Origin of the sequence: Streptomyces sp. TRM49041, assembly GCF_008271805.1 — a bacterium.
Classification (GTDB): Bacteria; Actinomycetota; Actinomycetes; order Streptomycetales; family Streptomycetaceae; genus Streptomyces.
Genome location: NZ_VSRY01000173.1, coordinates 80,268 through 94,360 on the forward strand (window position 1 = coordinate 80,268; position 14,093 = coordinate 94,360).

General features: G+C 68.7%; 14 protein-coding genes. 6 read left to right on the forward strand and 8 right to left on the reverse strand.

From position 1 onward, the window contains the following. Positions 1–292: 292 nt before the first annotated feature. Entirely contained in the window at positions 293–1,879 is a 1,587-nt protein-coding gene (gene guaA / locus FVS66_RS33185; RefSeq protein WP_149184947.1) for a glutamine-hydrolyzing GMP synthase, read from the forward strand. 217 nt (positions 1,880–2,096) lie between these two features. Further along, the gene (locus FVS66_RS33190) at positions 2,097–2,606 is read left to right on the forward strand and encodes a DoxX family protein (RefSeq protein WP_149184948.1); all 510 of its coding nucleotides are present in this window, start codon (positions 2,097–2,099) and stop codon (positions 2,604–2,606) included. Between the two features lie 20 nt (positions 2,607–2,626). Here the strand turns inward: FVS66_RS33190 and FVS66_RS33195 are convergent, their stop codons facing one another. The 7 genes from FVS66_RS33195 to FVS66_RS33235 all read right to left on the reverse strand — a co-directional run bounded on the left by FVS66_RS33195 (position 2,627) and on the right by FVS66_RS33235 (position 8,825). Beyond that, positions 2,627–3,217, reverse strand: coding sequence for a recombinase family protein (locus tag FVS66_RS33195; protein ID WP_149184949.1), 591 nt, complete (start codon positions 3,215–3,217; stop codon positions 2,627–2,629). 663 nt (positions 3,218–3,880) lie between these two features. Further along, complete coding sequence (locus tag FVS66_RS33210) at positions 3,881–4,729, reverse strand: helix-turn-helix transcriptional regulator (RefSeq protein ID WP_149184952.1); 849 nt, start codon at positions 4,727–4,729, stop codon at positions 3,881–3,883. Further along, positions 4,719–5,243 carry a DUF6879 family protein gene (locus FVS66_RS33215; RefSeq protein WP_149184953.1) on the reverse strand — a complete coding sequence of 175 codons (525 nt, stop codon included), beginning with the start codon at positions 5,241–5,243 and terminating at the stop codon, positions 4,719–4,721. Before FVS66_RS33215 ends, FVS66_RS33210 begins: the two co-directional genes overlap by 11 nt. Continuing rightward, positions 5,227–5,433: a hypothetical protein gene (locus FVS66_RS33220; RefSeq protein WP_149184954.1), complete on the reverse strand. Its 207-nt coding sequence runs from the start codon at positions 5,431–5,433 to the stop codon at positions 5,227–5,229. The genes FVS66_RS33215 and FVS66_RS33220 overlap by 17 nt, the downstream gene beginning before the upstream one ends. 307 nt (positions 5,434–5,740) lie before the next feature. Further along, positions 5,741–7,201, reverse strand: coding sequence for a recombinase family protein (locus tag FVS66_RS33225; protein WP_149184955.1), 1,461 nt, complete (start codon positions 7,199–7,201; stop codon positions 5,741–5,743). Between the two features lie 60 nt (positions 7,202–7,261). After that, positions 7,262–7,525 carry a hypothetical protein gene (locus FVS66_RS33230; protein ID WP_187645811.1) on the reverse strand — a complete coding sequence of 88 codons (264 nt, stop codon included), beginning with the start codon at positions 7,523–7,525 and terminating at the stop codon, positions 7,262–7,264. Next, on the reverse strand, positions 7,512–8,825 hold the full coding sequence (locus tag FVS66_RS33235; RefSeq protein WP_149184956.1) for a PspC domain-containing protein: 1,314 nt from the start codon (positions 8,823–8,825) through the stop codon (positions 7,512–7,514). Before FVS66_RS33235 ends, FVS66_RS33230 begins: the two co-directional genes overlap by 14 nt. 271 nt (positions 8,826–9,096) lie before the next feature. Between FVS66_RS33235 and FVS66_RS33240 the strand changes: the two genes are divergently transcribed. The 3 genes from FVS66_RS33240 (at position 9,097) to FVS66_RS33250 (ending at position 12,330) form a co-directional block, all read left to right on the forward strand. Further along, a complete protein-coding gene (locus tag FVS66_RS33240) occupies positions 9,097–10,383 on the forward strand; it encodes an ATP-binding protein (RefSeq protein WP_149184957.1) in 1,287 nt (428 codons plus the stop codon). Continuing rightward, positions 10,380–11,078 carry a response regulator transcription factor gene (locus tag FVS66_RS33245; RefSeq protein ID WP_149184958.1) on the forward strand — a complete coding sequence of 233 codons (699 nt, stop codon included), beginning with the start codon at positions 10,380–10,382 and terminating at the stop codon, positions 11,076–11,078. The genes FVS66_RS33240 and FVS66_RS33245 overlap by 4 nt, the downstream gene beginning before the upstream one ends. 127 nt (positions 11,079–11,205) lie before the next feature. Then, complete coding sequence (locus FVS66_RS33250; protein ID WP_262387345.1) at positions 11,206–12,330, forward strand: esterase family protein; 1,125 nt, start codon at positions 11,206–11,208, stop codon at positions 12,328–12,330. A 3-nt stretch (positions 12,331–12,333) separates the two neighbouring features. Here the strand turns inward: FVS66_RS33250 and FVS66_RS33255 are convergent, their stop codons facing one another. Then, on the reverse strand, positions 12,334–13,425 hold the full coding sequence (locus tag FVS66_RS33255; protein WP_262387346.1) for a C40 family peptidase: 1,092 nt from the start codon (positions 13,423–13,425) through the stop codon (positions 12,334–12,336). A gap of 278 nt (positions 13,426–13,703) precedes the next feature. On the opposite strand from FVS66_RS33255, the gene FVS66_RS33260 reads away from it, so the two are divergent. After that, the gene (locus tag FVS66_RS33260) at positions 13,704–14,057 is read left to right on the forward strand and encodes a hypothetical protein (protein ID WP_149184961.1); all 354 of its coding nucleotides are present in this window, start codon (positions 13,704–13,706) and stop codon (positions 14,055–14,057) included. Positions 14,058–14,093: the final 36 nt, after the last annotated feature.

The window sequence follows — 14,093 nt, forward strand, 5'->3', positions numbered from 1 at the left end:
GGCACGGCCCGGTGACGACGACAGGCGCCCCGGGCCTTGTCGGCCCGGGGCGCCTGTGGAAGTCGCTTGTCAGCAGTTGCTCAAGCAGCACGACCATGGCAGCCGGACCGGCCGGTGCCATAGGTAAAGACGAAGGTCATGTGCTTGTGCATGGTGGTCAGTATGGCGGCAGACGCCGCCGTACAGCCAGCCGCCCCCGCCTCCGGTTCGGATGGTGAGACGAAACCCCGGTTGCCCGCGCCGGTAGAATCGACAAATACCGACCCCCTCCCACCGCCGGAAGGCCGCCGTAGTGTCATCAGCGACCCCCGCTGCCGCCTCGCCCGACGCCGTACTCGTCGTCGACTTCGGCGCGCAGTACGCCCAGCTCATCGCCCGCCGCGTCCGTGAGGCCCGGGTCTACAGCGAGATCGTCCCGTCCACCATGCCGGTGGCCGAGATGCTGGCCAAGAACCCGAAGGCGATCATCCTCTCCGGCGGCCCGTCGTCCGTCTACGAGGAGGGCGCGCCGGCCATCGACCGTGCGATCTTCGAGGCCGGCGTCCCCGTCTTCGGTATGTGCTACGGCTTCCAGCTGATGGCCACGACCCTCGGCGGCACCGTCGACAACACCGGCGCCCGCGAGTACGGCCGCACGGCGCTGCACGTCAGCAAGTCCGGGTCGACGCTCTTCGAGGGCACGCCGGACGAGCAGTCCGTGTGGATGTCGCACGGCGACGCCTGCTCCGCCGCGCCCGAGGGCTTCGCCGTCACCGCGTCCACGGACGTCGTGCCGGTCGCCGCCTTCGAGAACGACGAGAAGAAGCTGTACGGCGTGCAGTACCACCCCGAGGTGCTGCACTCCACGCACGGCCAGCAGATCCTGGAGCACTTCCTCTACCGCGGCGCCGGCATCGAGCCGTCCTGGACGACCGGCAATGTGATCGAGGAGCAGGTCGCCGCCATCCGGGAGCAGGTCGGTACCAGCCGAGCCATCTGCGGGCTCTCCGGCGGTGTCGACTCCGCCGTGGCCGCCGCGCTCGTCCAGCGGGCCATCGGCGACCAGCTGACCTGCGTGTACGTCGACCACGGCCTGATGCGGAAGAACGAGACCGAGCAGGTCGAGAAGGACTTCGTCGCCGCGACCGGCGTCCAGCTGAAGGTCGTCGACGCGCAGGAACGGTTCCTGAACGCGCTCGCCGGGGTCAGCGACCCCGAGGAGAAGCGGAAGATCATCGGCCGCGAGTTCATCCGCGTCTTCGAACAGGCCCAGGCCGAGATCATCGCCGAGGCCCCGGGCGACCAGCCCGTCGAGTTCCTCGTCCAGGGGACCCTCTACCCCGACGTCGTCGAGTCCGGCGGCGGCACCGGCACCGCCAACATCAAGTCCCACCACAATGTGGGCGGGCTCCCCGAGGACCTCGAGTTCCAGCTCGTCGAGCCGCTGCGGCAGCTCTTCAAGGACGAGGTGCGGATGGTCGGGCAGGAGCTCGGGCTGCCCGAGGAGATCGTTCAGCGGCAGCCGTTCCCGGGTCCCGGCCTCGGTATCCGAATCGTCGGCGAGGTCACCAAGGAGCGACTGGACCTGCTCCGCGAGGCCGACGCCATCGCGCGCGAGGAGCTGACCGCGGCCGGTCTCGACCGCGAGATCTGGCAGTGCCCGGTCGTGCTGCTCGCCGACGTACGGTCCGTGGGCGTGCAGGGCGACGGGCGGACGTACGGGCACCCCATCGTGCTGCGCCCGGTCTCGTCCGAGGACGCCATGACCGCGGACTGGACCCGCATGCCGTACGAGGTGCTCGCCCGCATCTCGACGCGCATCACCAACGAGGTCAAGGACGTCAACCGCGTCGTTCTCGACGTCACCAGCAAGCCCCCGGGCACCATTGAGTGGGAGTAGGCCCGGGAGGTGCCCCTCTCAGCCACCGCGGAGGTGATCCGCCGCCAGGCACTCGGGTGGGAGTGACCTCCACCCCCGCCTCCCTCCGTACGCAGCCGTCGTCCACCTCTGTGGGCGGCGGCTTCGTCGTGGCCGGTTGAACCGACGCGGGCGTGTGTACGTACTCCATGGACGGGCCGCGGGCGGCAAGCGACGCGGATGAGCGAGGGCGAGGGCCATGGCGCACACGGTGCACGGCGACCACACGACGGAGCGGCGGAACGGATGGCGGGAGAGAGCCTCCCGGTACGCGCTGCTGCCGCTGCGGGTGTTCCTCGGGGTCACCTTCATCTACGCGGGGCTCGACAAGCTCACCGACGACCGGTTCATGTCGGCGTCCGGGCCCGGTTCGGTCGGTGAGCTGATGCGGGCGGTCCGGGACAGCTCGGCCGTGCCATGGCTGGTGGACCTGGCACTGCGCAACCCGGAGGCGTTCGGGTACGCCATCGGGATCGGCGAGGTGGCCGTGGGGCTCGGCACCCTCGTCGGGCTGCTGGCGCGGGTCGCGGCGGCGGGCGGGGCGTTCATCTCGCTCAGCCTGTGGCTGACCGTCAGCTGGCAGAGCGACCCGTACTACTACGGCAACGACCTCCCGTACCTGTTTTGCTGGGTGCCTCTCGTGCTGGCAGGAGCGCCCTACTGGTCGATGGACGCCCTGATCAGGCAGCGACGTTACGGGCGGGCCTAGGGCGGGGCCCTGGCGGTGCGTCAGGGCTGGTGTTCGTCCGGCAGGTGCCGGTACAGGGTCGCTCGGGACACTCCCAGAGCCTTGGCTATGGCGGTGACACTCTCGCCGTTGGCTCTCCTTGCCGTGGCTGCGGCGACGAGATCATCGGTGATGACCGTGGGCCGTCCCCCCGTGCGCCCCAGTGCTTTGGCCGCCTCCAAGCCGGCCTTGGTCCTGTCTCTGATGAGAGAGCGCTCGAACTCCGCCATGGCGGCGATGATCTGGAAGAAGAGACGACCGTCGGCGGAGGTGGTGTCGACGGCGCTCAGAGCCCCTGTCAGCACCTTGAGGCCGATGCCGCGTTCTCTCAGGCCGTCGACGATGCTCACAAGGTCGATGAGGGACCTTCCAAGCCTGTCGAGCTTCCAGACGACGAGGGTGTCTCCCACTCGGAGGTAGTCGAGTACCGCCGCCAGTTCGGGGCGGTCCGTGTTCTTGCCGGATGCCTTGTCCTCGAAGGTCCGGGAGCACCCTGCGCTACTCAGTGCGTCCCTCTGGAGCTGTGCTTCCTGGTCATCGCTGGAGACGCGCGCATAGCCGATGAGGTGCCCGCTGTCGGTGTTCGTCGCCATGGAGCGAGGGTCTCATAACTCGTCTCACAACATCGAGGGTTTCGGCAAGGTTCTGAGACGGGTTTTGAACGCCCTGGGAGTGCTCTGCGGGCTTCCCGCCTCCCGTCTCGCAAACCAAGGTTTCTGAGACGCCTCTGATGCGCCCTGGGTGGCCTGGGGGTAACGCATGCGGGAGTTCCCTCATGGGACCGCAGGGGTCCGTTCATTCGACGCTGTACGGGTTTCACGCTTTGAGCTGCTGGGTGCAGCGTGGACACTCGCACGGTGGCCACGTGCTCAACATAAGGGGTTCAAGGTTGTCGGCGGCGGATACCGCCCGCTCGGGCTCCCATGTCTTCCCCGAGTCACGAGAGAGGCGCATGGTCATCAACGGGTGATCGGCCAAGGGCTCGGGTGTGCTTCCTTGGCTCATGAGCCGTGCGCCTGGGTATGGTGCCGGCGCAGCTCAACATTCGCATCGGATACGGCGCTGTAGTCGCCCCTCGAACGTGAATTCTCCCGCTGTACGCAGATGCTGAGGCATCCGTGGCACCCGGACACAGCTTTCGGCTCCGGTGGCAGCTCTGTGAGGCGGTACCCCTGTGGCCTCTGCGTGATCGCCATCAATCCTCCCCGGCTTGGCAACTCATCCATGGTGAGTCGGGCCGGGGCTGGCATCCAGTTTTATTGGCGTTGTCGGGTAAAGGACATGGACCACTCGGTCAAGAGCTCTCGGCATTCGTCTCCGAAGACGGCGTAGGACTCGTACCGGTCAAAGTCATCCCGGTACGCACTTACGTCCCTGTGGTCTCGCAGGATCAATGCCCCTGTGTGGGTTTCCACTTGCACTAGTCGGCGGTCGTAGACGGTGAAGACGCTCAGCGGCGTCTCGACGACCGGGCCAACCATTCTGAGAGGGATAACCCCTAGTCGTACGTTTGGAATTCGTGAGACAGATGCTAGCCGGTCGAGCTGCATAGCCATGGCGATGGGTGAGGCTAGTGGCCATCGCACGGCCTGTTCCGTCAGCAGGAATGTGAAGAACTTCGCCGAGTCCATGAGGATCTGTTGGCGCTCTAGCTTCTTGGCGACCGTCTTGGACATGTCACCTGAGTTCCGTGCAAGACTCGCCCGGACGTAATCGGGTGTGGCCAGTAGGCCCGTGATCATCGTTGGCAGGAAAAACCGAAACTCTGTGGATACTGCTTCAAGCCTGGCTAGCTCATTCTGTTTCTTGTCCAGTCCTCTGCGGCTAGAGGACCAGTGGTCTTGCCATTCCGTGTTGGCTGTTCTCGCCAGCGACAGGATCTCGGCAGAGATTGGATTGTCCGCCCCGAGGGCTTCCAGGATCAATTCAACGTCGACCAGTGACGGTGTGAGTTTGCCGCTCTCAATGTTACTGACCTTGGTCTGAGACATGTTGCAGCGGCGAGCGAGCCAGGTTTGCGTCTTCCCGGCTCGCTTGCGCTGGCCTCTCAGGGCTTCGGCTAGATCTGACCTGGACTGACCTAGCCTTTCGGGCTCAAACGTCAACGCCCTTCACGTACTCCTCAAAGGGAACTGACTCGGCTACCGCGATTCGCTGGTATTCGACGAACCGGGCCGCGTCCCCTTCATAGACTTCACGGTTGATCTGTCGCCCGTCCGGGTGGTAGTTCATGAGCACCACGTCAGTGTGGTCGAACAGCCAGAAATCTTGTACGCCTGCCAGCGGGTTGACCCGCTCGGTCACGTCAAGAATCCGAATCTGCTCACCAGCCAATGCGTGGGGTGCGTAGTACTGGGAGAATTCGAATCGCAGGTAGTCCGAGAGTGGCCGCGTCACGACGTGCACGCGCCCTTGGGAGCGGCCTTCTGCGACTTGCCGGCGTAGCCGGTCGGTGTATTCGTTTGAGACGGAGCGGGGGTCGATGCGGGTTCCTTCTCTGAAGGCCGTGAACTCTTCTCTCTCCTGCGGCATGAGGTACTGCGGCAGGGTCTCAAGCCTCCATGCTTCCCGCTGGAAGCCTTCGAATCGGGCTGCCCACTCCTTACCAGCCAAGAACACGCACAGCCTCCCTCAGCACGCTCTCAGGGATCTCCACAAGCCCTTCTCCCTCGGGCGGAGTGAACGCCTGGGACAGGTCGCCCTGGACGATGAACGAGCCGCTGTCGGTGCGGTACACGTTCGGGCAGTCATCCTTGCCGCAGGTGCCGTTTCCGTTGCCGGTCAGCCGGGTCAGTTCCTCACGCACGATGCCGAAACCCCCTGTGTCTGGCCTCGGTTGAGGCTCTTGAAGATGACGGTACGGGGGTGGCGCACAGTCGTCTATGCGGTAGCGCCAATATTCGTGTTGTCGGGTAACGATCTTGCGTTGACTTGCTCTGGGGCTGGTCCCCGGGTCTCATGCGTGTCGACGACGCTCGTTGGTCAACCGTGAGGACTGATGCTGTGTGATCTGCCTCTCACTCTCTTGATGAGCTGTCCCGGAATCTCCCAGTGGACAGGTACAAATAATTATGTGGGGGGTTTTATATACCCCCCACAATTTTTCAGTTCTACTGTCAGTGGATGGTGAACGGCTGGGACAGGTTCCCCAGGTCGGCCTCTGCGCCGAAGTCCAGGGTGTTCGAAACCCCCTTGATGTGGGGATGCAGTCGAATAGAGATTCCTGCTTTGAGCAGGTGGCGTGTCCTTTCCGTGTCGTTGCCTTCGTTCCTCTCCCACATGTGACGGAAGGTCTCCCCGGTGTCCCGGTATTCGTACCTGTCAGGCTTGTCTCCCTCAGCGTCCAGAGAGTCGTACTCCTCGTAGAGAGCTGCGATCTCTTCCTCGGTGGACTTCTTGGCGAAGCCGGCAGAGTTCCTGCCGCCGGGGCGGGTGGTTCGCTGGAGTTCCGTTACGTACTCCTTGATCTCTTTGAGTCTTTCGGAGTTGTTGGAACCCTTGACATAGTGACGCTCATGCATGGGGAAGTCTCCGATGACTCCCAGGATCATGCTCTCTACGACCTCCCTTACCTTCTCTGCCCGGAAGGCGTAGCCCTTGCCACAGGACTCCCGGTTGGCCGCCTTATTGCAGCGGTATACAGGCTTACCCTGTTGCCGCTCCGGGTTGAAGAGGTAGAGATTCCGGCCGCAACCGCCGCACAGGACGACGCCACGGTAGGCCGTCGTGTTCTTGGTCGACCTGCGAGCAGCGCCAGGGCGGCCGTTCATTTCTTCTTGGAGCTTTTTCCACTCTTCGTCCGTGAGGATGGGGTCTGCCATCCGAATCTTTCCCTCGGAAGTCCGGACCGGTTGGGAAACTCCGTACTGCTTTCCAGGGATCTTCACTTCCTCGCACTTCCAGCCGAGGATGGTTTCCGATCTCAGAATGGTCGTGACGGTACGGCTCCGCCATACCGGTGGGGAGTCGCCGTTGTTCTTCCGGCGATTCGACATCCTCTCGGCCCCGGGAGACGGGGTTCCTCTGGAATTGAAGTCATCGCAGATGTTCGAGTAGGGTTCTCCGCCCTCGACCACCCGCTTATACATTTCCCGGATGACTTCCTTCTGGTTCTCTCGAACCCGGAGCCTCATCGCTCCGTCAGTGTCGCGGAAAGTTTCGTAACCGTAGGGCGGGCTTCCCTTCGCCCATACGTTCTTCGTCTTGGCGTAGCTCTGGAACGACTTGACTCGCATCGAGATGTTCTGCGCCTCGGTCTCGGCAATGGCTGCGAACAAGTCGATGATGACGTGTCGGAAGGGGCCGACCATGTCGAGCACAGGTTCCTTGACCGACACCAAGGACTTACCGCCATGTGCGGTCGCCCATTTGATCATGTCTTGCATGTGGACGACTTTGCGGACGAACCTGTCCATCTTCCAGAACAGCAGGAGATCGAATTCAGGGGCCCGGTTGTTGAGCCATTCTCCGAGCTCCGGCCGCTCGAAGGGATGGGACTTGGTGGCGGAGATGTGGGCGTCTCTGGCGACGCCCACCACCTGCCAGCCGAGGTGTTGCCTCTCTGCCACGTACGTCATGCAGTCCTGGAGCTGCCGTTCGATTGAGGTGGAGGCGTCCGTCTCGTTGCTGGACCTCGCCTATCTGATGGCGTGGCTGCCCCTCGTACTGGCCGGGGCGCCGATGCTCTCCGCAGACGCGTTCCTCGCGGAGCGCCGCCGCCGGAACCGGTAGGCGACCCACGCGGCGACCGCGGCCGGCCAGAGGCCGCCGAAGAGCACCGGGAACACCAGGTACCAGGGGGTCTGCCAGGCGCCCGCCGCGTCGCCCGCGTACAGAGCGGCGACGGCCAGGCCCGTGGCGCCCGCGATCAGCCGGCCGGGCCGGAACTCATGACGCAGCACGGGTCACCTCCACCACTCCGATCGCGACCTCCAGGTCCAGTGCCAGCGTGCCGCCCGGGGTGACACCGGCGGGGGTCGGGAGGGTCCGGGTCACGTCCTGGCCCGGGCCGGGACGCTGCGGGGTGGCGGGCAGCAGCACCTCACCGACTCCCACCTCGGCGTGCACGGTCACCGTCGCGTCCCGGGGGACGACGACCTTCAGGCGGCCGAGACCGAGTTCGGCGGAGGCGCGTGCCGTGCCGCCGGCCGGGACGGCCAGCGCCGACAGGTCCAGGGTGGAGTCGCCGTTGCCCAGGTCGTAGTGGGGCCGGACCTCCGTGACGGAGGCGGGCCGCACCACGGTGTGGGCCCATTCCGTACCGATCTGCCGGGGGACGGCCGACGCGGCCGCCAGCAGCAGCGCCGTCACGACCGTCATGAAGATCGTGCCGAAGCCGGTGCGGCCCAGGAACGAACTGACGACCAGGCCGAGACCGAACACGGCGAGGGCGCACGCGAGTCCCACCTGGAGGCTCGTACCGAGCGGCTGGCCGCCCCAGGCGGCCGATGTGCCGATGGCACCGGCCACCGTCGCGAGAAGCAGGACGAGACCGCCGATGGAGCGCGGCCGGGGCGGGGCCGCCGGTCCGGACGGGGGTATCCGCGCGCCCGCGCCCCACGGCAGGTGCGGGGGCGGCAGCAGCAGTTCGTCCGGGGCGGTGTCGGCCGGGCCCCAGAGGTAGCCGACCGGGACGGGGCCGGTCGAGCCGTCCTTGACGATCGGGTCGCGCCACCACGACGGGGCGTCCGGCGGGGGTGGCGCCTTGGTCTCCGGCGGTGCCTCGGCGGAGACGGCGTGCCCGGCGGCCGCCGTGGCGGTCTCCTGGCCGACGGTGAGCCGCCGCCGCTGGGACCAGACGGCCGCGCCGCTGACCGCGCAGGCCAGCAGGATGGCGAAGCCGATGGTCTCGCCGTTCGCGCCCAGCATCGACAGGAACAGGCCGCAGCCGACCAGCGCCATCAGGACGGCGATGAGCGAGGCGCCCTGGACGCGGCCGGACAGCAGCCGCCGTCCCTCGTTCTCGTCCTCACCGTCCGCCGTGATCAGCAGCCAGGCGAAGCCGTAGAAGATCAGGCCGATGCCGCCGGCCACGGCGAGCACCCCGGTCGCGACCCGGAAGACCACCGGGTCGAGGTCGAAGTGCCGCCCGAGGCCCCCGCACACCCCGGCCACCACCTTCTGCCGCGGGGTACGGCGCAGCGGCGGGTGGGGCGGCGGGGCCTCGGGCGCCTCCGACGGGGCGGGCGTCGCGCTTGTCATACGACCATGGTGACCGGCCGCGGCCCCGGAAGGCACCCGCGCCGACCCTGGCCGGTCCCTGATATTCCGCCACCCCTGCCCCTGGGGCGGCCACGTCCGGTCGCCCCGGCGGGACTGCGCGGCCCCGGCGGGACTGTGCGGCCCCGGCGTGCCCCGACGGGCCTTGGCGGCCCGGGCGGCCGTGCCGCGACAGTCCGACTACGCCGTTCTCAGGGTCCGCGTCAGGGCCGACCCTGATGTCCTGCCACGGCGGGCGTGTGACGATCGGTGCATGCCAGTCGCCGCCCGCATGCCCGAGACGACCGACGAGCCGCCCGTGCGCAAGCTCTACCGCAGCGCCGACGGGCGGATGCTCGGCGGTGTGGCGCGCGGTCTCGCCGGGCACCTCGGGCTGCCGGTGATCTGGGTGCGGCTGACGTTCCTGGGACTCTTCCTGGCCGACGCGCCGCTCGGCATCCTCCTCTACGCCGCGTTCTGGATCGCCGTACCGCTCGGTGTCGGCGGCCGGTCCACCGAGCCGCGCACGGTCTTCGAGACCACCCCGGACGGGCGCCGCAAGCTGCGGAAGCCCGACAAGGGGCAGGTCGTGGCGCTGATAGCGCTGCTGATCGGCACGGCCGTGTTCGTCGGCACGGTCGACCTGGGCGGGAACGCCAACCGGTATGTGTGGCCGACCCTCCTCGTCGGCGTGGGTGTGGTCCTGGTGTGGCGTCAGGTGGACAACGCGCGGCGCGCCCGGTGGAGCGAGTCCGGTCGCCGCAAGCAGCTGTTCCAGCTGGCGCGCGGCCTGGCCGGGGTCGCCCTGGTCGGCATGGGGCTCACCGTCTTCATGGTGGTGCGCGGCTCGGTCGCCCAGCTCGGTACGGCGCTGACCGCCGCGATTGCGGTGCTCGCCGGGATGGCGCTGCTCGCGGGGCCGTGGCTGGTACGGATGTCGCAGGACCTCTCCGAGGAGCGGACCATGCGCATCCGCGCGCAGGAGCGGGCCGAAGTCGCCGCGCACGTCCACGACTCGGTGCTGCACACGCTCACGCTGATACAGCGGAACGCGGAGGACGCCGCCGAGGTCCGCCGTCTCGCCCGCGCCCAGGAGCGGGAGCTGCGGAACTGGCTGTACCGGCCCGAGGGCACCGGCAAGGACGAGGCCGAGGCACCCGAGACGCTCGCCGAGGCCGTCAAGAAGGCCGCCGCCGAGGTCGAGGACAAGCACGGCGTGCCGCTGGAGGTGGTGGTGGTCGGCGACTGCCCGCTCGACGAGAAGCTCGCCGCGCAGATGCAGGCCGCGCGCGAGGCGATGGTCAACGCCGCCAAGTACGGTGGCGGGGGCGGCGCCGTGCAGGTGTACGCGGAGGTCGAGGGCCGTACGGTGTTCGTCTCCGTTCGGGACCGGGGCCCGGGCTTCGACCTGGATTCCGTACCCGCCGACCGCATGGGCGTACGAGAATCGATCATCGGCCGGATGCAGCGCAACGGTGGCACCGCGCGCGTGCGGTCGGTGCCGGGCGACGGCACCGAGGTCGAGCTGGAGATGGACAGGGCGGAGGAGGCGGACGCATGACGACGACCGAGCAGACGGCCGGGGGGACGGCGGAGCGCCGGGTGCGGGTGGTGCTCGTCGACGACCACCGGATGTTCCGCACCGGCGTACAGGCCGAGATCGGGCGGACGGACGAGACGGGCGTGGAGGTCGTCGGGGAGGCCGCCGACGTCGACCAGGCCGTCACCGTCATCACGGCGACCCGCCCCGAGGTGGTCCTCCTCGACGTGCATCTGCCGGGCGGCGGCGGGGTCGAGGTGCTGCGCCGCTGCGCGCCGCTCATGACGGCGGCCGAGAACCCGGTCCGGTTTCTGGCGCTCTCCGTGTCGGACGCCGCCGAGGACGTCATCGGGGTCATCCGGGGCGGCGCGCGCGGCTATGTCACCAAGACCATCACCGGCGCCGACCTGATCGACTCGATCTTCCGGGTGCAGGAGGGCGACGCGGTGTTCTCGCCGCGCCTGGCCGGGTTCGTGCTGGACGCGTTCGCCTCGACGGACGCGCCGCCGGTCGACGAGGACCTGGACCGGCTCACGCAGCGCGAGCGGGAGGTGCTGCGGCTGATCGCGCGGGGCTACGCGTACAAGGAGATCGCCAAGCAGCTGTTCATCTCGGTGAAGACGGTCGAGTCGCATGTCTCGGCGGTCCTGCGGAAGCTCCAGCTGTCCAACCGGCACGAGCTGACGCGCTGGGCGACGGCCCGCCGGCTGGTCTGAGCGGCCGGGCCGCCCGAGGGCGGACGTACGGCAGTTTGCGGGGTGATCGGCGCATACGGGCGGCAACCTGTGGGGCTGCCGGGCCCTCCTCCTTGCCGTGATGAGCCTGACGGGTACTCCCTTCTTCGTGACCGCGATCGTGCTCGCGGCGCTCGCGGTCGTCCTGCCGTTCCTGCTGTGGAGCCGGGTGCGCGGCCCGCTCCTCGTCCGGGGTCTGGCACGGCTGGCCATGGTCGGCTTCGCGCAGATCACCGCGATGCTCGTGGTCTTCGTGGCCGTGAACAACGCCCACGGCCTCTTCACCGACTGGGACGACGTGCTCGGCCGCCAGGACCATGTCGAGGCGGCGCTCGACCTCGGCCCGGACGGGCTGGGCGGCCGCAGGGTCGCCGACCTGCCGAGGACCGAGCAGTCGTTCCGGCCGGTCGACCCGTCCCTCGACGGCCGCATCCGGACGACGCTGCTCAAGGGCCAGGTCTCCGGCGTGACCGCCGAGGTCTACGTGTGGTTGCCGCCGCAGTACGACGACCCCGCCTACCGCGACGTGAGGTTCCCGGTCGTCGAGCTGTTCTCCGGCTTCCCCGGCACCCCGTCGTCCTGGTTCGCCGGCCTCCGTGTGACCGAACAACTGGAGCCGCTCATGCGGGACGGCAAGGTGGCGCCCTTCATCCTGGTGTCGCCCCGCACCCGGCTCCTCGGCGACCAGGACGCGGGCTGCGCCAACGTGCCCGGCGTGGTCAACGCCGAGTCGTGGGTGAGCGTCGACGTACGGAAGATGGTCACCGACAACTTCCGCGCCGTGGAAACGGCCGACGGCTGGGCGGCGGCCGGCTTCTCGGCCGGCGGCCACTGCGCGGCGAAGGTCGCGCTGGCGCACCCCGACCGGTACCGGTACGCGGTCAGCATGTCCGGCTACCACGACCCGGCCGCCGAGCCCGCCTCGATCACCGGCAAGGACCGCGAGCTGCGCCAGGCCAACAACCCGCTGAACATCCTGCGCGACGCGCCGGCCCCGCCCCGGCTGGCCATGCTGTACACCGGCGACGGCGACGACGGCTACCGGCAGGGCCTCGACCTGCGCGCCGCCGCCGAGCACCCGACCCGTGTCGAGGTACGCCGCGTCCTGGGCGGCCACCGCACGTCGACGTGGGCCAACGAGGTGCCGGCGGTGTTCACCTGGCTGACGAGCCGACTGGAGGGCGCGGGTGCGGCGGCGGGTGCGGCGGCGGGCACCTCGGCGTCGCACCGTTAGGGGTCAGCCGACGCGGGTCGCGCCCGCCCAGGGCATCTCGTCGATCGGGGCGATGCGTACCGTCGAGCCGGTGCGCGGCGCGTGGATCATCTTGCCGTCGCCGATGTAGATCCCGACGTGGCTGAGGCCGGAGTAGAAGAAGATCAGGTCTCCGGGGGCCAGCTGGGAGCGGGCGACCCGCTGACCGGCGTTGATCTGCGAGTACGTCGTGCGGGGCAGCGACACTCCGGCGGCCTTCCACGCGGCCTGCGTCAGCCCCGAGCAGTCGTAGGACGAGGGTCCGGTCGCGCCCCACCGGTACGGACGGCCGATCGCCCCGTACGCGTACGCCACCGCCCGCGCCGCGCGCGTGGTGGGGGCCGGGACGGCGGTCGGCGACGCCGGGGAGGCACGGTCGGCCTCGACCGTGCGGTCGGCGCGGTCCTGGGACGAAGCGCGGTCGGCGCCGCCGTGGGAGTGCGGCCCCTCCTGGTACGCGGCGCGCTCGGCGGCGGTGAGCCGGGCGAGGAGCTTCTCGGCGGCGGCGAGCCGGGTCTGGACGGCGGTCTTCTGCCGGTTCAGCTCCGCCTGCCGGGTCTTGAGCTCGCGTACGTGCCCGCCGGCCTCCTTCCGCAGCTGGTCGATCTCGACCATCTGGCCGCGCAGGGCGGCGACCGTGTCGGCCTGCCGGGCGCCGATCCGCTCGGCGAGGGCCGCCCCTCGCAGATACGCCTCGGGGTCCGAGGACAGGGCGAGCTGGAAGGCCGGGTCGAGGCCGCCGGTCCGGTACTGGGCGGCGGCGGTCGCGCCCAGCGCGTTGCGGGTGGTGTTGAGCCGCTCGGTGCGCCGGGCGGCCTCATCGCGGAGGGCGTCGAGCCGGGTCCGCGCGATGTCGGCCTTCTCCTTGGCGCCGTTGTACTTCTCGGTGGCCACCTCCGCCTCGTGGTGGAGCCGGTCGACCTTGGCCTTGACCTGGGCCGGCGTGAGGCGGGGCTCGGCGTACCCGGTGCCCTCGAAGGCGGTGGCGGTCGCGGCCCCGGCGAGCGCGAGGGTGGCTGCCGTGCGGCCGGCCTGTCCGCCCAGCGGGCTCTGCCTGGGCTTACGGTGCGCTGCCACGAGGGCGGTCACATCCTTCGCTGCTTGAGGGGGCGGGAGTTGGGCTGGCGGGGCGGCCGGCTGGTGGGGAACCGGCCACCTGGGGGAGGACGCTAGGCCCGGCTTTCGAGGCGGAGCGGCACGGTGACCGCTATTGGCCGCAGCTGAACGTTCCGACATGAATTCGAGTCTCTTTGTGACGCTCGAAACCCCGCCTTCCGCATCAGCCGTGACCGTTGTGACGAAAGAGGCCGACCTGGCTGACGGGCGGTGGTATGGCCGGGGCTAGGCTCCGCCCCATGAACGTCCTCATCAACGTCTTCGTCGCGCTGCACATCATCGGTATCGCCGCTCTCCTCGGCGGCTTCCTGACCCAGCTGAAGGCGATGGGCGCGGGCACGGCCCGTATGGTTCCGGCCATGTTGCACGGCGCGCTGACCATGCTCGTGACCGGCATGGTCCTGGTGGGCCTGAACCAGGCCGAGGGCGCGACCGTCGACAACATCAAGATCGGCGTCAAGCTCGCGCTGCTGGTCGTGATCCTCGGCCTGGTCTATGTGAAGCGGGACGACGAGAGGGCCGGCAAGGGCCCCTTCGCCGCGGTCGGCGGCCTGACGGCGGCCAACGTCTTCATCGCCACCCTCTGGACCTGACGCGCCCCGGCGGGGGCGGCGTCAGGGCGTCAGTGG